Origin of the sequence: Mesorhizobium erdmanii, from assembly GCF_013170725.1 — a bacterium.
GTDB classification, from domain to species: domain Bacteria; phylum Pseudomonadota; class Alphaproteobacteria; order Rhizobiales; family Rhizobiaceae; genus Mesorhizobium; species Mesorhizobium erdmanii.
In genome coordinates this window covers 3364969-3385213 of record NZ_CP033361.1, presented here as the reverse complement: position 1 = coordinate 3385213, position 20245 = coordinate 3364969, and the positions used below count along the sequence as shown (strand labels likewise).

The following is a 20245-nucleotide window of genomic DNA, read 5'->3' as shown; positions in this document are numbered from 1 at the left end:
AGCCCTGCTTATCGAGCCATGTCCAGCGTGATCGCCACCGGGCAATGGTCCGATGCTTTCGGCCGGTCCCAGCCAGCGCGCGGGAAGCGCTCGACCTCCTGTCCCGCCGGAAAGATCGTGCGCCACGGCTGGCCGTTGCGGATGATGTCGGGGACCGCGGTGGCGTTCCTGGCCGCCAATCCCTTGGACAGCAGGATATAGTCGAGTTGGCAGAGATGCCGCTCCGCGGGTCCACGTGTGTGATAGAAGGTCCAGCGATTCATTTCCGGCCGCCGTTCGACGACGTTCTCGCAGAACCCGCCCGCCGTCAGCACGTCGATGCAGGACTGGGCCTCGTCGACCACATCGAAGCGGTAGCCGTCGACATCGTCGCCGGCGATCTTCACGCGCTGGCGGTAGTCGTTCATGTCACCGCAGATCGCCCAGCGCTTGTCGGCGGCATGCTCCTTGCCGAAGCGCTCCTCGATGATGCGGCGCACGGCCAGCGCCTCGGCGACGCGCACTGGCATCGTCGCCTCGCGCCCGTCAAGCCCGTTTCGGGGTGAGCCCATCGACTTGAAGTGCACGAGGTAGAGCGTCAGCGGCACGCCGCCGACGGTGAGGTCGACTTCCAGGCAGTCGCGGCGGAAGATGCGCTCATTGGCCTGGTTGCCGAGATCGGCCAGCTCCGCTGTGTGCAGCCCGAACTGTTCATAGGTGACATAGGCGTGGCTGGTCATGCGCACGAATTCGATCGGCTGTCCCTGCGCGGTCTCGTTGCGCATCATCACGGCGACGTCGATGCCGCGTGAATCATTGCCGGACGTGGTGTATTTCTGCCGGTAGCCCTGCCCCACCATCTTGAACAGATAGCCGTATTCGAAGGCCTTCAGCGCCTCGATGTTGTCCACCTCCTGCATGCAGATGATGTCGGCGCGTGTGGCGGCGATGGCCAGCGCGGTCAACTGCCGCGTGTCGTCGGACTGCGCGATGGCGCGGGCCTGCTCCAGCATCTTGTACTCGGCCTCGCTCTGGATCTCGAACAGCGCCAGCGTCCGATCCTCGTTGAGCTGATTGCGATAGCCGGAAAAATCGAACCTGTTCATCAGGTTCTCGACATTGAAGGTGGCTAGGCGCAGCGACATGCCCTGACCTTTGCCCGCAAGTGCCGCAGAAAACAAGATCGCAGGACCACAAGCAGGGATCGATTGGTCCTAGGGGCATTCGCGCCATGGTTGACGGAACCTTTCCGTTCATGCGCCGTTCAGACGCAAACCCCCACAGTGTGCCCATTCCAGGGTAGGCGTGGGGCCTGTAACTCTTGGAGAGTGCAATGAATTCGCTCTTTTCTTCCACCATCAAGTCCGGGCTGATTGCGCTCGGCATTGTCTCCGGCGTCACGGCACCGTCTGCCGCCGGCCCGATCCTGCAACCGGATCTGTCAGTGCCGGCCGGCACGGTCGCGCCGACGGTCACGCCGGTCCGCGACGGCTGGGCAGGCGGCAATGACCGCCAGTTCAACAATGACAATTGGAGATGGCGCCGGTCGGGCAATTGGAATGGAAACCGGCATTGGAACGGTGGGGGTGGCGGCGACTGGCGCTGGCGTCATGGCCGCCGCCACTATCACGGCGGCTACTACGACGATGGCGCCGCCGCGGTCCTCGGCCTTGGCCTGGGTCTCGGCCTTGGCAGCATGTACAATAACTACAACAACTACGACTACTATGCGCCGCCGCCGCGCCGCTATTACCGCGCCGGCCGGCTGTCGAACGCCCATGTGCAATGGTGCTACAACCGCTACCGGTCGTATCGAGCCTGGGACAATACGTTCCAGCCCTATAACGGCCCGCGCCAGCAATGCTGGTCGCCTTACAGCTGAGATCCAAGTCAGGGCGAAAAAGAAACGGCGCCTCGCGGCGCCGTTTCTATTGGTGAGCGTGAAACGCTCAGTTTTTGGCCTTGTCGACCAGCTTGTTCTTGGAAATCCACGGCATCATCGCGCGCAGCTTGGCACCGACTTCCTCGATCTGGTGGCTGTCATTCATGCGGCGGATGCCCTTGAAGCGCGACAGGCCGGCACGGTATTCCTGCATCCATTCCGACGTGAACTTGCCGGTCTGGATGTCCTTCAGCACGCGCTTCATCTCGGCCTTGGTCTCGGCGGTGATGATGCGCGGGCCCGAAACGTATTCGCCCCATTCGGCGGTGTTGGAGATCGAATAGTTCATGTTGGCGATGCCGCCTTCATAGATCAGGTCGACGATCAGCTTGACCTCGTGCAGGCACTCGAAATAGGCCATTTCGGGCGCGTAGCCGGCTTCCACCAGCGTCTCGAAGCCGGCGCGGATCAGTTCGACCAGGCCGCCGCACAGCACGACCTGCTCGCCGAACAGATCGGTCTCGCATTCCTCGCGGAAATTGGTCTCGATGATGCCCGAACGGCCGCCGCCGACGCCGCAGGCGTAGGACAGCGCCAGGTCGAGCGCATTGCCCGAGGCATCCTGGTTGACGGCGACCAGGCACGGCACGCCGCCGCCCTTCTGGTACTCGCCGCGCACCGTGTGGCCCGGGCCCTTCGGCGCGATCATGACGACGTCGACGGTCGACTTCGGCTCGATCAGGCCGAAATGCACGTTGAGGCCGTGCGCGAAGGCGATCGCCGCACCGTCGCGGATGTTCGGCGCGATCTCGTTCTTGTAGATATCGGCCTGCAGTTCGTCGGGCGTTGCCATCATCATCAGGTCGGCCCATTTGGCGGCGTCCGCCACGCTCATCACCTTGAGCCCGTCGGCCTCGACCTTCTTGGCGGTCGCCGAGCCGGCCTTGAGGCCGATGGCGATCTCCTTGGCGCCGGAATCTTTGAGGTTGAGCGCATGCGCCCTGCCTTGGCTGCCATAGCCGATGATGGCGACCTTCTTGCCCTTGATCAGGTTCAGATCGGCATCACGATCGTAATAAACACGCATTTTGTCTTCCTTCCCGTTTTAGAAATCAGAGGCCTTGCGGCCGGTTTTTGCTCCATGAAGAGCGAGAAACTGCTGCGTCGCCCGCGCGGCATCGCCGCCGATCGCCGCCTCAGTCAATTCCAGCCGGTCACCCAACAGCAGACGGATCTGCACGTCTCGGGCGACCAGCCCGAAAAAAGTGCGGAACGCCGTCTCGGCATCCGCGAAATCGAGAAGCCCGGCCCGGCGCCCGGCCTCGAGCACCGGCTTCAGCCGCCTTGCCAACGCGAAACGGCCATTTTCCAGCACGACGGCGCCGAGATTATCCTTGCCCTCTTTGCGCCTAGTTGGCCCGGCATGGCCGACCGCGACCCGGTTGAGCGCAATGGAGGTGTCGCTGGAGATCACCTTGAGCCAGTCGGAAGCGAAGCGCTGGAGGCTTGCCGCCAGCGAGGCAAGGTCGAGCCCCTTTCCGTCGACCGGAGCCACCCGCACCTTGGAGGCTTGCCACTGCACGGTTGCCGTCAACAGCCCGTCGCGGTCGCCGAACCATTTGTAGAGCGTTTCCTTGGAACAGCTGGCGCGCCTCGCTACGGCGGTCATGGTCAGCTGATCACCCTCCTCGACCAACAGCCGTAGCACTGCGTCCAGAACGGCTTTCTGCCGTTCCGTCAGCGCTTCGCTGTTGTCGATGTCGGCGGCTGCCAGCAACACGTTCGGTTCCCGTTGGATGGGTACGGTCGCCGTCAAAGCGAGGCGTACCGTACGTTACGGTTCGGCATATTGCGCAATCCGGCAACCGGCGCAAGGGCAAAAGTAGAAATACCGCACTGCAAAAAGGCGATGGTGCGCAAAGGCCGCTTGGTGCTGGCCAGCTTCAATCGTCCGCCGGCGGATGGCGCAGCCGGCCAAGCAACGCCGACACCGTGTTCAGCTCGTCCGTCGAGAGTTTGGCGCCAACCAATTCCTCGATCGACCGCCCATAGACGGCCCACATCCGGCGGCGTGTCTCGCGGCCCTTGGTCGAGATGCGGATGGTTTGCCCGCGGCCATCATCGGCCACCGGCAGTTTTTCGACCAGCCCATCGGCCTCGAGCCGGGCCAGCAGCCGCGAGATGTTGTATTGCGCGAACAGAGTGCGCTCGATCAATTGAAACGGCCGCAACCCGCCCTCGCCTGCCTCGGCAAGCTCATGCAGCACGTCGTACCAGGCCAGCGGCGGCAGGCCGCCCTCTTTCAGCGCATCTTCCGTGCTCTCCACCAGCTGGCGCGACACGCGCATCAGGCGAGCCCAGGCCTTGATGGCTTCCGGCGAAGGCGTGGCTTTTTCGGTCATGAGCCATTCTAGGCGATAGATGCATATGCATCAAGCTTGACGACTAATGCGAATGCATCTACATAGATGCAACTGCATCGATAATCGAGGAGCAAACCCCATGAAGCTCATTCTCGTGAGCCACCCTCTCTGCCCCTATGTCCAGCGCGCGGCGATCTCGTTGACCGAGAAAGGCGTGCCGTTCGAGCGCGTCGACATCGACCTCGCCGACAAGCCGGACTGGTTCAAGGCGATCTCGCCGCTCGGCAAGGTGCCGCTGCTGCGCGTATGGCGGAACGGCGAGGAAACGACGATCTTCGAATCCGCCGTCATCCTCGAATTCCTCGAAGAGACACACGCCGATCCGCTGCACCCCACGGATCCCTATGCCCGTGCCCGGCATCGGGCCTGGATCGAGTTCGGCTCGGCCATTCTCAACGCCATCGGCCGATTCTATTCAGCGTCGACCGAGGCTGGATTTCTCGCCGAGTCCCGCGCGCTGTCGGGGATGTTCGATCGCATCGAGGCCGAACTGGCTGACGGCACCGATCGGAGCGGTCCATGGTTCGGCGGCGCCAGCTTCTCGCTCGTCGACGCGGTCTACGGGCCTATTTTCAGATACATGGACGCCATCGACAAGATCGGCGATTTCGGCATCCTCGACAACAAGCCGGGCGTAAAGGCCTGGCGGCAGGCGTTGGGTGATCGTGTATCGATCCGGGACGCCGTGGCGCCGGACTATCCGCACCGTCTGCACGCTTTCTTGCAAGCGAAGGGCTCATTTCTGTCGACCCTCATGCATCGCAACGATCAAGCCGGGTCATTTGCGTTGGCGCGGTCGGCCTGAGGGCGCGCGGGTCGCGAACCAGAGGCGCTTGAACGGCCTCAGTTCTCGAACATGACAAAGGCGGCCCAGACCCGCGGGTCCTGCGCACCCGATATCTTGCCGTCGCGAGCATCGCGGCGGGTCTGGCGCAGCGCTTCCGGATAAGTCTGCCCTGCGGCAAGCTGACGGTAGAACCCGACCATGAAGGCTGCGGTGCCGGCGTCGTCCACCGGCCACAATGTCAGCAGCGAGCGTTTGGCGCCGGCAATGTCGATCGCCGTCGGCAGGCCGCGCAAACCGCCGACGAATGTCTCCTGGCCACGGGCGGTCTCGCAAGCCGACAGGACAAGCAGGTCGAGGCCCGACAGATCCCAGTTCATCAGTTCCATGCCATAGAGCCGGCCGTCATCATCGTCCCGTTTCATCGACTGCCGGTCTCCCGACTGCGACAGCACGACCTGGCTCTGCCAAAGCGCGTTCACGGCGCCCAGGCCACCCTCTTTCTCGTCACGGTAAGCGCCGTGGGTGGCCAGATGCGCGACCGTCGCCTGCTCCATATCCTGGCGCAGCGTCCGCTCGCTCGCCGCCGTTCCGGTCAGCACTTCGACCGAATAGTCATCGCCGCGCAGGATCGAGGCGATCGCGTCGACCTCCTTGCGGGTACCCGGCAGCGGCTCCGCCCCCTTTTCCGGACCTCGTGCATAGTCAAGACCGCCGGCCAGCAAGGCTTTGCCGGTCCTGGGAAAACTCTGATCGACGCCAGCATTCAACAGCGATTCCGGCCGCGTCAGCATGCGCACCACGAAACGGTCGTCGAGCGACGCGCCCTTGCTGTCCTGCAGCAGCGGGAACGGCACGGAAAACAGCTTTCCGTCCGGCACCACGAAAAGCGTGTCGGCACCGCCAAGCGACGGCTCCAAAGGCGCGATCAGGCCGGCGTAAAGCCCGGTGAAGGTGGCGTGCAGGTCGATCAAGGTCACGGCGCCGCGTTCCTGTGAGGAACGCGTCGACCTCAGACCTGCCATGCGTGTCTCGCGAGCCGCAGGGATGAGTCGGCGCGGATCGCCGAGATCGTAGAGACGCGGCGGCTGGTCCTTGCGGGTGACGATCGCATAGAGGCGCTCGTCTTCCAAAGGATCGGCGCTCTCCCGATCCGCCCGCCACTTGCGGGTGATGAAATAGGCGATCAGGGCTTCGTTGGACTTCAGCAGAGTGTTGGCCGATGGCAGCGGTTTGTCCACCAGGCTCTGGCTGAAACTGTACTTGGCCATGACTTTGGCGGTGTCCTTTTGGTAAGCCGCCTCGACCTGTTCGGGCTGTACCGCGCCCGGATCGTCGGAGCTGTAGCCGCTGGACGACGCCTCCTGATAGGCCAGGGACAGCCGTATTCCGGTCTGGATCAATGACCGTGTCTCGACATCGCTCGGATCGATCAGGCGGGCGAGCCTTCGCAGCAGATCGCGTTTCTCGTTTTCAAGCGTCGGCCAGCGGCGTACGGCTTCAGCAAACGCCGGCACCACCGACGCATTGTCTTTTGCCAGGCGCGCATAGTCGTACAGCATGTCGTCGGCCAGGGCACGGCTGGCCTCGGCGACAACGGGATTGCCCGATGTGCTGACCTGGAACCAATTCCAGCGCAGCATGTCATCGTCAAGAGTGGCGAAATCGGCGGCCGCCGCCTCCGGCTTCGTCTTCGCCTTGAGATTGGCCATCGCCTGACGCGCTGCAAACGTCAGCGGGTGCACGGAGCCGTAGGTCGATCCGGCGACGCGGTAGGCTCGGTCGAGTTGGGCCATGCTGCTTTCGGTGTCACCCAAGGTTGCGAAATGCGCTGCGAGCAGGTTGGCGATCTTGATTGCCAGTATTTCGGGATAGTTCGGGTCGGTGGTCAGTAGTTGCAGCCGTGCCATCGTCGGCTGATCGAGCGGCTGCGCACCGGAGAGCGCCTTGGTGTACAGGAGCCAGGCGTCGGCCTGTTCGACCAGATTGCCTTCCTGCTTCAGAACGACGGCAATGTCGCGGTTCTGCTGAAAGTGGCGCAAGGCCTCGTCGTATTGGCCAAGGTCCAGATAATCCTGCGCGGCGTTGTTGGCGCTGACCAGAACATTGAAATGATTTGCGCCGTAGTAGCCAGTCCGCTTCTCCAGCACGGCCAGGTCGTACTGCAAGGCGCGAGTTGGAGCCCCCATCTGGCGCAGCATGTCGGCCAGATTGTTCTGCAGCTTCCAGATGAAACGATCATCCGTGCCGGTCACCTGCCCGGCCAACTTCAGATTGCGCTGCTCGATATTGATGGCGGAAGCGATCTGACCGAATGCCGCGACCCCGGTCGCAAGCACATCGTTGGCATATAGGAGCTCCTGCGACTCCTTGCCGTGGTAGCGGGCGTATAAATTGGTGGCTGTCGCGCACATAGACACGAACCCCTGATAGTCCTTCTCGGCCTGCTTCAGCATCGCATAGTTGAGATAGAAGTCGGCGCGCTTGGCGACATCCTGCTGCATCGCTCGGGTTTTCAGGCCTTCGGCAAAAATCTCTTCGGCGTCGTCGAGGATCTGGTTGTTGAGGAAGGTCGCGCCGGCGTTCGAATAACTCTCCACGGTGAATTCGTAGAGGTCGCTTCTGGCGGCATCGAGCAGCGTTGCCCGCAACTGTGCGTAGCCTTCATCGAAGCGCCCGGCATCCATCATCAGTCTGTAGGCCGCGTCGATGCGGGCTCTCAGGGTCTCCTCGCTGTCCGCCGGCGCCTGCTGGCTGGTCTGACCTGGTGTCTGGGCTTGCGCTTGCAGTGAAGGAAACGCCACCGCCAGCATCAACAGGACAGATGCGACGACGCGCATCAGATGTTGCGATTTTCGCGCTTTGAACATGGTGTGCATTCGGAGCCGGCCTGAGCGAAAACTGTCATGCGTTCGTATCATGGCCAGGATCTCGTCCGAAATCCCATCGCACCTCGGCAAGCCCCGCCCGCTTGAACGGGTCGATCGCCGTGCCGGCCACCATCGACGCGAGGAACTGTGGTGCCGGCGGGATTTTTGCGATGGTCGCCACCAGCCTGTCGCGGATGAAGGGCAGCGCCACGGAATCCGACTGGTAGAACGGCGTGAACGCCAGCGACAGCGCCTGGAAGACACGCACGTGCCAACGTCGCGCCTTGGCATAGGTTTCCAGCGCTGCCTCGATAGTTTCCGCGCACGCCAGCGCATGGCTGAGCGCAGCCGCGTCGAGCAGCGCCATGTTGGCCCCTTGTCCGAGCTGCGGGCTGGTCGAATGCGCGGCATCGCCGATGACGGCGAGCCTGCGGCCAATCGGGAGCTTCATCGTGTGGTGGCCGTAGCGGGCCAGCGACAATTGGTCGAAACTGTCGATCTGGCTGGCGTACGCCTCGCTTTGCGGCCAAAGCCGCACCACCCTCTCCTTCCAGGCCTCCAGGCCCCGGGCGCGCACCCTCTCGGCATCATCGGGCTTCAGGCTCCAGAAGAAGGCCGCCATCTTCCCGGCACCGGGCTCGGGCCTGCCGATCGGCAGCACGCCGATCATCACGCTGGCCTTGTCATAGCGCTGCGAAAGCGCGTGCTCATCAAAGCCCTCGCCGCGCCAATCGAGCGACGCCCAGAACGCGCCATAGGTTAGTGGCCGTGGCGCGCCTGCACTGCCCACACTCTGCCGCAGTTTCGAGCGCGAACCGCTGGCGTCGACGACCAGGTCGAACGGCCCAATCCTTCGTCCATTACCAGAGACCAACACCGCGCGTTCGCCGGTTCCCACCGTCTCGATCTCGACGCCGGTCTCGATGGAAATGGCCTCGCGCCGGGCAGCGCGAAACAGCACCCCGAACAGTGCCGCCCGGTGTACGGCCAAGCCGAAACGCCCGCCCCGTTGGGCGTCATAGCGGACGTCGAGCACGGTGCGCCCGGTCGAGGCATCGGCGCCATGCAGCCGGTCGATGCGAGCGCCGAGCGCCAGTATGTCGTCGAGCAGGTCGAGATCGGCGAGAACCGTCAAGCCGGTCGGTTGCAGGATCAGGCCGGAGCCGACCGGCTTCGGCGCCTCGAAGCGCTCGAAGATGGTGACCCGGTGCCCGGCGCGCTTGAGATAGAGCGCCATGGCCAACCCCGCCGGACCGGCGCCCGCAATTGCGATGTCGTAGGAAATGTCGATGCCCCCGCGCCAAACGGCGGCACAATCCCTTATGGATGCCACAGGCAAGCTGGCGCTTTGACGCTTCAATGGTGCAAGCCAGGCTCAGGCTTGGGCCGTATCAAACTCCTTGCGCGCCTCGCGCACCGCATCGTGGTTGAGCTCGGCCCACTGAAGCAAATGCTGCAAGGCGCCAAACATCGACCGCCCGAGGTCGGTGAGGCTGTATTCGACGCTCGGCGGCTTGGTCGGGAAGACTTCGCGATGCACGTAACCATCGCGCTGCAACTCATGGAGCGTCTGGGTCAGCATGCGCTGCGAAATATCGGGGACCAGCCGCCGCAACTCACCGAAGCGATAGGGCTGCTCGGCAAGTGCCGCCGTCAACAGCGAACTCCATTTGCCGTTCAACCCCTGGATCACGTCGCGAACCGGGCAGTCGGCGAGATTTCCGCCGCCGGTCATCGCTTTGTAGATTTCGAGCTTGGACTTCAGATTGATGACAGTGCTGTCCATGGCCGCTTCCCGGTGGTTCCCTGCGTGTGCCTACCTCCCGAAAAACTGCCTTCTTTACGGCATCGGGTCAATTCTTATTTTAGTGCTGGTCTCTTTTTGAGACCGACACCCGAACCGCCCTTTCGGCGCAACGTCAGGATCTCCCATGACCGCAACCCTCCTCGTCACCGGCGCGTCCGGCCAGCTCGGCCGAAGCGTCATCAACCATCTGCTCGACACCTTCAAGGAGCCGGCGTCCCGTATTATCGCCACCACCCGCACGCCGGCCAGCCTCGCTGATCTCGCCGCGCGCGGTGTTACTGTCCGCGAGGCGGATTTCGACGATCAGGCTTCGCTCGCCAAGGCCTTCGCGGGCGCCGATCGGGCGCTCATCATTTCAACCAACGAGTTGGCGATCCAGGGAAAGCGGCGAGAGCAGCAGCTGGCGGCAGTCGCCGCGGCCAGCAAGGCAGGCGTCGGCCACCTGCTTTACACCTCGATGCCCAACACGGAGCCCGGTTCCCCTGTCCTCTTCGCGCCCGACCATTACGACACCGAACAGGCGATCAAGGCGAGCGGCATCCCCTTCACGATCTTCCGCAATGGCTGGTACGGCGAGAACCTGTTCATGGCGATGCCGCAGGTCCTGGCGTCGGGCCAATGGTACACATCGGCCGGCGATGGCACCATTTCCTATGGCGCGCGTGACGACTATGCGGCGGCGATTGCTGCGGGTCTGGCGTCGGACACCAGCGAAAGCAAGACTTATACGCTGACTGGCCCCAAGGCCTACAAGACCGCCGAAGTTGCGGCGATCGTCACCGAACTCACCGGCAAGCCGATCCAGGTCATCCAGCTTTCCGACGAGGCCCTGACCGAGGGCATGAAGGGAGCCGGCCTGCCGGAGGGCATCGCCAAGGTTCTGGTGTCCTTCGACGCCGCCACACGCGCCGGCGACCTCGGCATGGTTACGGATTCGGTGGAGACGCTTTCCGGCCGAAAGTCGGCACCGTTGAAGCAGTTCCTGGAAGCCAACAAAGCCGCCCTGGCCGGCTGATATCCGCGCGGCGGGAGGTCGCCTTCCCGCCGCGCTACTTCGATGCCTTGACCAGGCCGAGCCGGACCAGGCTCTCGCCGGTCGCGGCCAGTGCGTCTTGCCGCGAGCGCGGCGCCCAGCCGAGCACACGCACCGCCTTGGCGTTGGTGGCATTCTTGACCTTGCCCAATTCCGTTACCAGCTGTGCGGCTTCCGGATTGAACAGTCCGACGACCCGCACCAGCCAATCGGGAAGCTCACGCGTCTTGACGCGTGCCGCCGCATCGCCGAGCCGCGTTTTCAGGGTCTGCGCGATCTCCCGCACGGTCATGAAATCGCCTGATACCGCCAGGAAGCGCTCGCCCGCGGCGGCCGGGTTGGTCATGGCACGCACATGCAGGTCCGCCACGTCGCGCGCATCGACGACGCCGAAGGACAGGCGCGGCAGCCCAGGCATGGCGCCGTTCATCATGCGCTGGACAAATTCGGTCGAGGTCGAATGGTCGGACCCCAGCACCGGGCCGAAAATGCCGACCGGATTGACGACCGACAGTTCCAGCCTGCCGCCCTCGGCGGCGATGAAATCCCAGGCGGCGCGCTCGGCAAGGGTCTTCGACTTCACATAGGCGCTGACCTTGGCGCTCGGATCGGTCCAGCTCTCCTCGGTGAAAGGCCGGCCGTCGGGCGGCATCTTGCCGTAGCCGATGGCCGCGAAGGACGAGGTCAGCACGACGCGTTTCACGCCTGCGTCCCGTACGGCCCGCAGCACCCGCAATGCACCCTCACGAGCCGGGATGATCAAATCGTCCTCATGCTTCGGCACGCCGGGCGGAAATGGCGAGGCGACATGGAGCACATAGTCGCAGCCGGCGACCGCCTGCGGCCAGCCGGCGTCGTTCATGAGGTCGGCCACGGCAAAGGACAGCCTGTCGCCCGGCCCGACGCCGCCCACCTTCAGCATAGCCAGCACATCGGCTTCACGCCTGGCGGAGCGCACCGTAGTGCGCACGCGGTAGCCCGCCTTCAGGAGTTCAAGGACACAGTGGGCGCCGAGGAAACCTGATCCGCCGGTGACAAGCACCAATTCGCCGCTCATGCCCGCCTCCCCAACTTCGTCAGGTCAGGTGTTCGTTCGACGCTTAGATCGCCACCTGCGTGCCGATCTCTACCACACGTCCGGTGGGGATCTGGAAATATTCGGTCGCGTCGGCCGCCGTTCTGGCCAGGCCGATGAACAGCCGATCCTGCCACATCGGCATGCCCGAATTGGGCGAAGCCTTGAGCGAGCGCCGTGACAGGAAGAAGGAGGTCGTCATGATGTCGAACTTCCAGCCTTGCTTGCGGCAAATCGCCAGCGCGCGTGGAATATTGGGCTGTTCCATATAGCCGAAGGTCAGCGTCACCCGCATGAACAGCTCGTTGACCATCTCCATCTTGACCCGGTCGCTGTCGGGCACCACCGGCTGCGGCGCCGTCACCACGGAAAGGATGACGTTCTGCTCATGCAGCACCTTGTAGTGCTTCAGGCTGTGCATCAGCGCTGTCGGCGCACTGAGCGGGTCGCTGGTCAGGAACACCGCGGTGCCCGACACCAGCTGCGGTTTCTTCTTCAGCAGATTGCCGGCCAGGAAATCGAGCGGGATCTCGTTGCGGCGGGTCTTGTCGAACAGATAGCGGCTGCCGCGCACCCAGGTCCACATGCCCAGCACGATGGTGAACGCCACCAGCAGCGACGCCCAGCCGCCTTCGAACACCTTGACGATGTTGGAGGCGAAGAAGCCTATATCGATGAGAGCGAATAGTACCGTCAGCGGGATCGCCAGCGACAGCTTCCACTTCCAGATGCGCGTCATGACGACGTAGAGCAGCACCGTCGTCACCAGCATGTTGCCGGTCACCGAAATGCCATAGGCCGACGCGAGCTTGCTGGATTCGCCGAAGCCAACCACCAGCATCATCACCACCAATGCCAGCAACAGGTTGACGCGCGGCATGTAGATCTGGCCGGACTGCTTTTCCGAAGTATGCAGGATTTCCAGCCGGGGCAGCATGTTGAGCTGCACCGCCTGGCGGGTTAGCGAAAAAGCCCCTGAAATGACCGCCTGGCTGGCGATGACTGTAGCCGCTGTCGCCAGCACCACCATCGGAATCAGCGCCCAGCCTTCGTTCATCTCGAAGAACGGATGGCCGACAACGCCATTCTTCGCCAGCACGAAGGCGCCCTGCCCGGCATAGTTCAAAAGCAGGCAGGGGAACACGATCGCCAGCCAGGCCAGCACGATCGGCTTGCGGCCGAAATGGCCGAGATCGGCATAGAGCGCCTCGGCACCGGTGACCGCAAGGAAGATGGCGCCGATGGTGACGAAGGCGACGTCGGGCGAATGGATCAGGAAGGCGACGATATAGTGCGGGCTGATCGCCCACAGGATTTCCGGATCGGCGACGATATGGTTCAGGCCGGAAAGGCCGATGGCCAGGAACCAGACCGCGGTTACCGGACCGAAAACCATTCCCACGCCGCCGGTGCCGAAACGTTGCACCGCGAACACCATGGCGAGAATGACCAGCGTCAGCGGCACGACATAGGGTTGGAAGGTGGGCGTGACGACATTCATCCCCTCGACTGCCGACAGGACCGAAATTGCCGGCGTGATGACCGCGTCGCCGAAAAACAGCGAGGCGCCGACGATACCAACGCCGAGCATCAGCGCCGAGCGCTTCGGAAAACTGCCGCGCGCCAGCGCCATCAGCGACAGCACACCGCCCTCGCCGCGATTGTCGGCGCGCAGCACGAACATGATGTATTTGATGGTGACGATGATCGTCAGCGACCAGATGATGAGCGACAGCACACCGAGAATATCTTCGCGTTGCGCAATGCTGCCGTGCGACGACGCCACCAGCGCCTCGCGAAAGGCATAGATCGGGCTGGTGCCGATATCGCCATAGACCACGCCCAGCGCGCCCAGCATCAGCACCTTGGTGCTATGCTGTTCGATTTCCGGATGGCTCGACTGTTCGACGGGTTCTGCCTCACTACCAGTGTTGGCAAGGGCCATGGACGACACTCCGATAAGCGCGCGGTGCTCTACGCTTGCTGCAATGCAATATCAAGTGCCGTCACGTGATATCTCCCCTGCAGGCAACGCTAGGCTCCTTGGGAAATGGCCTGAAATCCAATGGCCGCGGGCTGAATTCGCGGCTGAGGGACATGGCTGGCCCGCCCATAAGACCTGCCGCATCCGCCTTAAATAGCGACTTGTGTGCCGATTTCCACGACCCGTCCGGTCGGGATCTGGAAATATTCGGTCGCGTCGGCCGCTGTTCTGGCCAGACCGATGAACAACCGGTCCTGCCACACCGGCATGCCCGAATTGGGCGAGGCCTTGAGCGAGCGCCGTGACAGGAAGAAGGAGGTCGTCATGATGTCGAACTTCCAGCCTTGCTTGCGGCAAATCGCCAGAGCGCGGGGGACGTTGGGCTGTTCCATATAGCCGAAGGTCAGCGTCACCCGCATGAACAGCTCGTTGACCGTCTCCATCTTGACCCTGTCGCTGTCCGGCACCACCGGTTGCGGCGCCGTCACCACGGAAAGGATGACGTTGTGCTCGTGCAGCACCTTGTAGTGCTTCAGACTGTGCATCAGCGCCGTCGGTGCACTGAGCGGATCGCTGGTCAGGAACACCGCGGTGCCCGCCACCAGATGCGGCTTCTTCTTCAAAAGGTTGGCGGCGAGGAAATCGAGCGGAATCTCGTTGCGGCGAGTCTTGTCGAACAGATAGCGGGTGCCGCGTATCCAGGTCCACATGATCAGCCCCATCAGGCAGGCAACCGTGATCGAGACCCAGCCGCCTTCGAAGATCTTCACGATGTTTGCCAGGAAGAAGCCGCTGTCGATGATGCCGAACAGCAAGGTCAGAGGCAGGGCGACCGCCAACGTCCATTTCCACAGCTTGCGCATGACGACGAACAGCAGGATCGTCGTCATCAGCATTTCGCCGGTCACCGAGATGCCATAGGCGGAAGCCAGCGAACTCGAGCTGCCGAAACCGACGACCAGCAACATCACTCCCAAGGCGATGAGCAGATTGACGCGGGGCATGTAGATCTGGCCGAGTTGCATTTCGGAAGTATGCTGTACCTCGATGCGTGGCAGAAGGTTGAGCTGCACAGCCTGGCGGGTCAGCGAAAAAGCACCCGATATGACTGCCTGGCTGGCGATGACCGTCGCGGCCGTCGCCAGCCCCACCATCGGCATCAGTGCCCATTCAGGCAGCATCTGGAAGAATGGATTGGTCGGCCTTCCGCCATTGGCCAGCACAAATGCACCCTGCCCGAAATAGTTGAGCAGCAGGCAGGGGAAGACCACGGAAAACCACGCCAACACGATAGGCCTGCGCCCAAAATGGCCGAGATCGACATAGAGCGCCTCGGCCCCGGTCACCGCCAGGAACACCGCGCCGACAGTGACGAAGGCGGCCGTGGGCGTGCTGGCGAGATAGGCGACCGCGTAATACGGATTGATGGCCAGCAGGATCGATGGATCGTCCATCAGGTGATAAAGCCCCGCTACGCCGATAGCCACGAACCACAGCGCGGTCACCGGCCCGAACACGGCCGCCACCTTTCCAGTGCCGAAACGTTGCACCGAGAACAGGATGGCCAGGATGATCAGCGTGATCGGCACGACGTAAGCGTCCAGTGTCGGCGTCACCACCCTGAGGCCCTCGACCGCCGACAGCACCGAGATGGCCGGCGTGATGATCGAATCACCGAAGAACAACGCCGCGCCGCAAAGGCCGATCGCCAGGATCAGCCGCGCGCCTTTGGGATAGGCGCTGCGCGCCAGCGACATCAGCGACAGCGTGCCGCCTTCGCCCTTGTTGTCGGCCCGAAGCACGAAGGCGACATATTTTATGGTCACGATGATGGTCAGCGCCCAGACGATCAGTGACAACACGCCAAGCACGTGAGCGCGCGTATCGATGCCTGGCGAAGCGTGAAGCGCCTCACGAAAGGCGTAGATCGGACTGGTCCCGATATCGCCATAGACAACGCCAAGCGCACCCAGCATCAAAACCTTGGTGCTTTGCTTTTCGGCCTCGGAATGGCTCGATTGCTCGGCGGTTTCGGCCTCGCTACCGCGACTGGCAAGGTCCATGGACCACTCCCCGACAAGCGCGCGGTGCTTCACGCATGCCGCAACGCGATGTCAATTGCACGCCATGGCTGCCATACCTGCAAGGCGAAGCTCTACCCCTACCAGCCGCAGGCCTTGAGAAACCGACCCACCGTGCCGGCCATGCCATACTCCAACGCGTCGGCTGTCAACCCATGCCCGATCGACACTTCAGCCAATGCCGGAATGCGCCTTGCCAGAGCGGGCAGGTTGCCCACCGTCAGATCGTGGCCGGCATTGACCTGCAGACCGACGGCAAATGCCGCGTCGGCTGTTTTCCCCAATCTTTCCAGCTCATTGGCCGCCTTTGCGGAATCGGAATGGTAGCTTCCATAAGGGCCGGTATAAAGCTCGATCCGGTCGGCCCCGGTATCGCGCGCGGCCGTCATGCCGGCAGGGTCGGCGTCCGAAAAGAGCGACACCCTGAACCCGCCCTTCTTCAGACGTTTGACGATCGGCGCCAGGAATGCCGCATCGGCGACGAAGTTCCAGCCATGGTCGGAAGTTGCCTGTGCCGGATCATCGGGAACCAGCGTCACCTGTTCGGGCTGGTGCTTTTCGACAAGCGCCAGGAAATCCTCGCTCGGGTAGCCCTCGATGTTGAATTCGGCCTGCGGAAACTCATCGTCGATCAGCGCCCGGATCTCGGGCAGGTCGGAATGCCGTGTGTGACGCTCATCGGGACGCGGGTGGACGGTCAGCCCATGTGCCCCAGCGGCAAGCGCCAGCCGGCCTGTACCGATCACGCTGGGCCATGGCAGGTCGCGCCGGTTGCGCAGCATGGCGATGGCGTTGAGGTTGACGGAAAGCTTGGCGGGCATGGTCTGGCGTCCGTGAAATCAGGCGGTTAAGGCGCGCCACTGTTCAGCCGCGGTGCGCTTGAGACAGGGCATCTATAGCGTCTTTGACGGGAACAGATAGGGGTTTCGGGTGTTCCAGAAGACCAACGCTATTGCGCAAAAGGAGGCATCCGCCGTGAATTTCCTGCAATCCGTGCCGGCGATCCGTCGCATCGACACCGCTCGCGAGGACCTGTTCGCCATCGACGTGGTCGGTCATGTCTCGGCGGCAGATGCGGAAAACCTGTTCGGCCTGCTGGAAGCGGCCTATGCGCTCCACAAGCGAATCGACGTGGCCGTGCGCATGGTCGATCACGATGGCGTCGACTGGACCGACATATCCGACGACACGCTCAAGCAGGGCGCCGTCCACGCGCTGGAGCATATAGGCCGTTGCGCGGCGATCGGCGCGCCGGACTGGACGCCGGATGCGCGGCACGCTTTGCCCGCGTCGTCGCCCATCGAATTCCGCCATTTCAAAGCCGAGGATGAAGACGAGGCCTGGAAATGGCTCGAGGCCCGGCAAGTCGGCGCGCGAGAAAAGCCGTCGTCATAACTCTATCTGACAATGGTCAATCGTTCGGCAGCGCGAGTGATCGCGGTATAAAGCCAGCGCTGGCGGGTCTCCTTGAAGGCCCAGCTTTCATCGAACAGTACGATCTCGTTCCACTGCGAACCCTGCGCCTTGTGCACGGTCAACGCATAGCCATAGTCGAAATCGTCGAAGCGCTTCTTCTGCTGCCAGGGGATGTCGGCGTCGGGATCCTCGAACGCCGCCTTGAGCAGCTTGATCTTGGCTACGCCGCGGTCGGGATCGTCCTCTTCGGGCGAAACCAGCAGGTTAATGCCTGGCTTTATGGTCTCGCGCGACGAGGTCATCACCTTCCACAGCGAACCATTGAGCAGCCCCTTGGCGGGATCGTTGCGCAGGCAAACCAGCTTGTCACCGGCCTGCGGATAGTCGGCATTGAAGCCCTTGAGCTCGCGCAGACGCTGATTGTAGCGGCGACGCGTCCGGTTGGTGCCGACCAGCACCTGGTCGGCTTTCAGCACCAGCTCCTGATTGACGTCTTCCTTGCCGATCACCTGCGCGGTGCCATAGTCGCCGCGCATGAATTCGCGCCCTTCGCGCACATCGAGCGCCAGCCGCAGGATCGGGTTGTCACGCGCCTGCCGGTGGATTTCGGTGAGCAGGAAGTCTGGCTCGTGATCGGTGAAGAAGCCGCCGCCCGAAATCGGCGGCAACTGGCCGGGATCGCCCAGCACCAAGATCGGCGTGCCGAAACTCATCAAGTCGCGGCCGAGCTGCTCGTCGACCATCGAGCATTCGTCGATGACGACCAGTTTTGCGCGCGAGATCGGGCTTTGCCGGTTGAGCGAAAAAGTCGGCGACATCGAGGTCTTGCCGGTGACCTCGTCTTCCACCGATTCCTCGCCCTTGGGCCTGTAGATCAGCGAATGGATGGTGCGGGCATTGACCGCCCCCTTGGAGCGCAGCACCTGCGCCGCCTTGCCGGTAAAGGCGGCGAACTGTACCTGGCCGTCGACATGTTCGGCGAAATAGCGCGCCAGCGTCGTCTTGCCGGTGCCGGCATAGCCGAACAGCCGGAACAACTGCGGCTTACCTGCCTGCAGCCAGCGGGCGACGGCCTGCAGTGCCTCGTCCTGTTGGGGTGAAAATTCCATCTGATCGTGTGACCGGATTCGCGAGGGAAAGACAAGACAGCTGCCACCACCATCAATGTCGGCCGTAGCGAACTCCCCTACACTTCAGGCTATCAGCCGCCGACGAGAACGTAAAGGGAACACGCGCCGTTCGCGATCGCTTGGTGGCGTCGCGATCATCCAGTGATGTGCGGATCATTCTCCAGCAGGATCGGCTTGCCGTGCGGCGTGGCATGCGCAGCACGTTCCCAGGCCTGCGCCATTGCGTCGACATCTGGCTTGGCGGCCAGCCCCTTGGAGGCAAGCAGTGCTTCCAGCGCCGCCAGCCAGTGCTCGTAATAATCATGGCCATCGGCAGCCGCACCTGGCTTCTTCACTTCCGCCGACAGCGCATCCGCCCATTCGCCCCACGAAAACAGACCCTTGTCGTGCAGTGCCACGGTCATGGCGAAGGCTTCGGCCTGCCAGGGCTCGGCGAAAACCGGCGCATCGACGCCGGCAGGCAAATCGGCGACGATCCCGTCAGGCCGGCTCAAGATAGCTCTCCCAGGCATCGATCGAGACAACAACCGTCGGATCGGCGCCCTCGCCCCAGATCTCCGTGCCATCGAAAACCACCGTATAGACCCATTGCGGGTTCTCGCCCTGCCCGTGCGCATTGGTGTCGGGAAAGACGAAGCCGTCACGCACCGCCTCGATCGTGCCCCGCTTGCCGCGGGCGTAACGCGGCAGCCTCGTGTGGCCGGTCGGGTTGAAGTTCTTGGTCCGCACGGGATCGCCGGCCTTGAAGCGCGCCGGCTCCGCCATCGGCCGGTCGCAGGGACCGCCCTTGGCCAGCACGGCCGGAACGTTTTCGGCCTTCAGCACCCGTTTCGGGGTGGCCGCCGGGTCGATCGCCTCGCCCGCCTCGAGATCGCGTTCGCTGACGAAACCATGCCGCTTGAGCAGGGTCTCCAGCGCCTTGATCCAGATCTGATAGTAACTGGAGGAATAATAGTCGGCCGGATGCAGCGATTCCCGTGCGTGCCGGCTCTCGTCGATGTTCCAGGCGCCCATGGAGCCGGCCGTCAGCGTCACGCCGAGCGCTCGCCTCTCCCAGTCTGCGTGGAAATAGGGCTCGTCCTTTTCGGGCGCGACCGGGCCGAACCCCATCTGCCCGCCGAGATCCTGCGGTCCGTTCATGCCGCCTCCCCTTTAATCCGGTGCTTTGGCCAGCGCAGTGCCGATCATGGCATCGCGGCTCACCAACTCGGCCAGTTGCTCCTCGCTCCAGCCTTCGGTTCCCTCCGGCCGCATCGGCACCACGAGATAGCGCAATTCCGCCGTCGAATCCCAGACGCGCACCTTCGTCGAAGGCGACAGCGTCAGGCCGAATTCCTCGAGCACGCCGCGCGGATCGATCACCGCGCGCGACCGATAGGGCGGCGCCTTGTACCAGACCGGCGGCAGGCCGAGCACCGACCACGGATAGCAGGAGCACAGCGTGCAGACGACGAGGTTGTGGGTATCCACGCTGTTGAACACCGCCTGCATGTGCTCGCCCTGGCGGCCGGTATAGCTCAGCGATTCGATCGCCGCCGTCGCGTCGCGCTTCAGCCACTCGGCATAAGCGGGATCGCTCCAGGCCTTGGCCACCACCCTGGCGCCGTTGCGCGGGCCGATCTTGGTCTCGTAGGTGTCGACGATGACGTCGATCGCCGCCGGATCGATAAGCCCCTTGCGGGTGAGAATGGTTTCCAGCGCCCGCACCCGCGCCGCAAATGGATCGAGCTCGTTGTCGTGGTCATGATCATGGGACATGGCCGCAAATTACGTTTCCCATC

The 20245-nt window shown here is 63.2% G+C and carries 19 protein-coding genes; 4 read left to right on the top strand and 15 right to left on the bottom strand.

Going from position 1 to position 20245, the window contains the following annotated elements; genetic code table 11:
- Window positions 1–8: 8 nt before the first annotated feature.
- Window positions 9–1124: an endonuclease/exonuclease/phosphatase family protein gene (locus tag EB233_RS16390; RefSeq protein ID WP_064988255.1), complete on the bottom strand. Its 1116-nt coding sequence runs from the start codon at window positions 1122–1124 to the stop codon at window positions 9–11.
- 188 nt (window positions 1125–1312) lie between these two features.
- Between EB233_RS16390 and EB233_RS16385 the strand changes: the two genes are divergently transcribed.
- Window positions 1313–1861, top strand: coding sequence for a BA14K family protein (locus tag EB233_RS16385; protein ID WP_064988254.1), 549 nt, complete (start codon window positions 1313–1315; stop codon window positions 1859–1861).
- A gap of 67 nt (window positions 1862–1928) precedes the next feature.
- Here EB233_RS16385 and ilvC read toward each other — a convergent pair whose 3' ends face one another.
- The 3 genes from ilvC to EB233_RS16370 all read right to left on the bottom strand — a co-directional run bounded on the left by ilvC (window position 1929) and on the right by EB233_RS16370 (window position 4263).
- Window positions 1929–2948: a ketol-acid reductoisomerase gene (ilvC, locus tag EB233_RS16380; protein ID WP_010910140.1), complete on the bottom strand. Its 1020-nt coding sequence runs from the start codon at window positions 2946–2948 to the stop codon at window positions 1929–1931.
- A gap of 18 nt (window positions 2949–2966) precedes the next feature.
- Complete coding sequence (locus EB233_RS16375; RefSeq protein WP_425487736.1) at window positions 2967–3638, bottom strand: TetR/AcrR family transcriptional regulator; 672 nt, start codon at window positions 3636–3638, stop codon at window positions 2967–2969.
- 166 nt (window positions 3639–3804) lie between these two features.
- Window positions 3805–4263 (bottom strand): MarR family winged helix-turn-helix transcriptional regulator, encoded by a 459-nt coding sequence (locus EB233_RS16370; protein ID WP_064988252.1) that lies wholly within the window; start codon window positions 4261–4263, stop codon window positions 3805–3807.
- A 100-nt stretch (window positions 4264–4363) separates the two neighbouring features.
- Here EB233_RS16370 and EB233_RS16365 point away from each other — a divergent pair, with 100 nt between their 5' ends.
- Window positions 4364–5089, top strand: coding sequence for a glutathione S-transferase family protein (locus tag EB233_RS16365; RefSeq protein ID WP_081293934.1), 726 nt, complete (start codon window positions 4364–4366; stop codon window positions 5087–5089).
- Between the two features lie 38 nt (window positions 5090–5127).
- On the opposite strand, the gene EB233_RS16360 is transcribed toward EB233_RS16365, so the two are convergent.
- The 3 genes from EB233_RS16360 to EB233_RS16350 all read right to left on the bottom strand — a co-directional run bounded on the left by EB233_RS16360 (window position 5128) and on the right by EB233_RS16350 (window position 9724).
- Window positions 5128–7938, bottom strand: coding sequence for a CHAT domain-containing protein (locus EB233_RS16360; RefSeq protein WP_171892238.1), 2811 nt, complete (start codon window positions 7936–7938; stop codon window positions 5128–5130).
- A gap of 34 nt (window positions 7939–7972) precedes the next feature.
- Window positions 7973–9229 carry an FAD-dependent oxidoreductase gene (locus tag EB233_RS16355; RefSeq protein WP_064988798.1) on the bottom strand — a complete coding sequence of 419 codons (1257 nt, stop codon included), beginning with the start codon at window positions 9227–9229 and terminating at the stop codon, window positions 7973–7975.
- 84 nt (window positions 9230–9313) lie between these two features.
- Window positions 9314–9724, bottom strand: coding sequence for a winged helix-turn-helix transcriptional regulator (locus tag EB233_RS16350; protein WP_064988249.1), 411 nt, complete (start codon window positions 9722–9724; stop codon window positions 9314–9316).
- Window positions 9725–9869: 145 nt separating this feature from the next.
- Here EB233_RS16350 and EB233_RS16345 point away from each other — a divergent pair, with 145 nt between their 5' ends.
- Complete coding sequence (locus EB233_RS16345) at window positions 9870–10760, top strand: SDR family oxidoreductase (protein WP_064988248.1); 891 nt, start codon at window positions 9870–9872, stop codon at window positions 10758–10760.
- A gap of 34 nt (window positions 10761–10794) precedes the next feature.
- Here the strand turns inward: EB233_RS16345 and EB233_RS16340 are convergent, their stop codons facing one another.
- The 4 genes from EB233_RS16340 to EB233_RS16325 form a co-directional block, all read right to left on the bottom strand.
- Entirely contained in the window at window positions 10795–11835 is a 1041-nt protein-coding gene (locus tag EB233_RS16340; RefSeq protein WP_064988247.1) for an SDR family oxidoreductase, read from the bottom strand.
- Between the two features lie 43 nt (window positions 11836–11878).
- On the bottom strand, window positions 11879–13798 hold the full coding sequence (locus tag EB233_RS16335; protein ID WP_064988246.1) for a potassium transporter Kup: 1920 nt from the start codon (window positions 13796–13798) through the stop codon (window positions 11879–11881).
- Between the two features lie 188 nt (window positions 13799–13986).
- The gene (locus EB233_RS16330; protein WP_064988245.1) at window positions 13987–15900 is read right to left on the bottom strand and encodes a potassium transporter Kup; all 1914 of its coding nucleotides are present in this window, start codon (window positions 15898–15900) and stop codon (window positions 13987–13989) included.
- A gap of 98 nt (window positions 15901–15998) precedes the next feature.
- The gene (locus EB233_RS16325; protein WP_064988244.1) at window positions 15999–16739 is read right to left on the bottom strand and encodes a pyridoxine 5'-phosphate synthase; all 741 of its coding nucleotides are present in this window, start codon (window positions 16737–16739) and stop codon (window positions 15999–16001) included.
- A gap of 154 nt (window positions 16740–16893) precedes the next feature.
- Here EB233_RS16325 and EB233_RS16320 point away from each other — a divergent pair, with 154 nt between their 5' ends.
- Entirely contained in the window at window positions 16894–17313 is a 420-nt protein-coding gene (locus tag EB233_RS16320) for a SpoIIAA family protein (RefSeq protein WP_064988797.1), read from the top strand.
- A gap of 2 nt (window positions 17314–17315) precedes the next feature.
- On the opposite strand, the gene EB233_RS16315 is transcribed toward EB233_RS16320, so the two are convergent.
- The 4 genes from EB233_RS16315 to nthA all read right to left on the bottom strand — a co-directional run bounded on the left by EB233_RS16315 (window position 17316) and on the right by nthA (window position 20222).
- Complete coding sequence (locus EB233_RS16315; RefSeq protein WP_027051209.1) at window positions 17316–18443, bottom strand: ATP-dependent DNA helicase; 1128 nt, start codon at window positions 18441–18443, stop codon at window positions 17316–17318.
- 155 nt (window positions 18444–18598) lie between these two features.
- Window positions 18599–18976 (bottom strand): nitrile hydratase accessory protein, encoded by a 378-nt coding sequence (locus EB233_RS16310; RefSeq protein WP_155765292.1) that lies wholly within the window; start codon window positions 18974–18976, stop codon window positions 18599–18601.
- The gene (nthB, locus tag EB233_RS16305; RefSeq protein WP_064988242.1) at window positions 18945–19604 is read right to left on the bottom strand and encodes a nitrile hydratase subunit beta; all 660 of its coding nucleotides are present in this window, start codon (window positions 19602–19604) and stop codon (window positions 18945–18947) included. Before nthB ends, EB233_RS16310 begins: the two co-directional genes overlap by 32 nt.
- Window positions 19605–19616: 12 nt before the next feature.
- Window positions 19617–20222, bottom strand: coding sequence for a nitrile hydratase subunit alpha (gene nthA / locus EB233_RS16300; RefSeq protein ID WP_064988241.1), 606 nt, complete (start codon window positions 20220–20222; stop codon window positions 19617–19619).
- Window positions 20223–20245 lie beyond the last annotated feature (23 nt).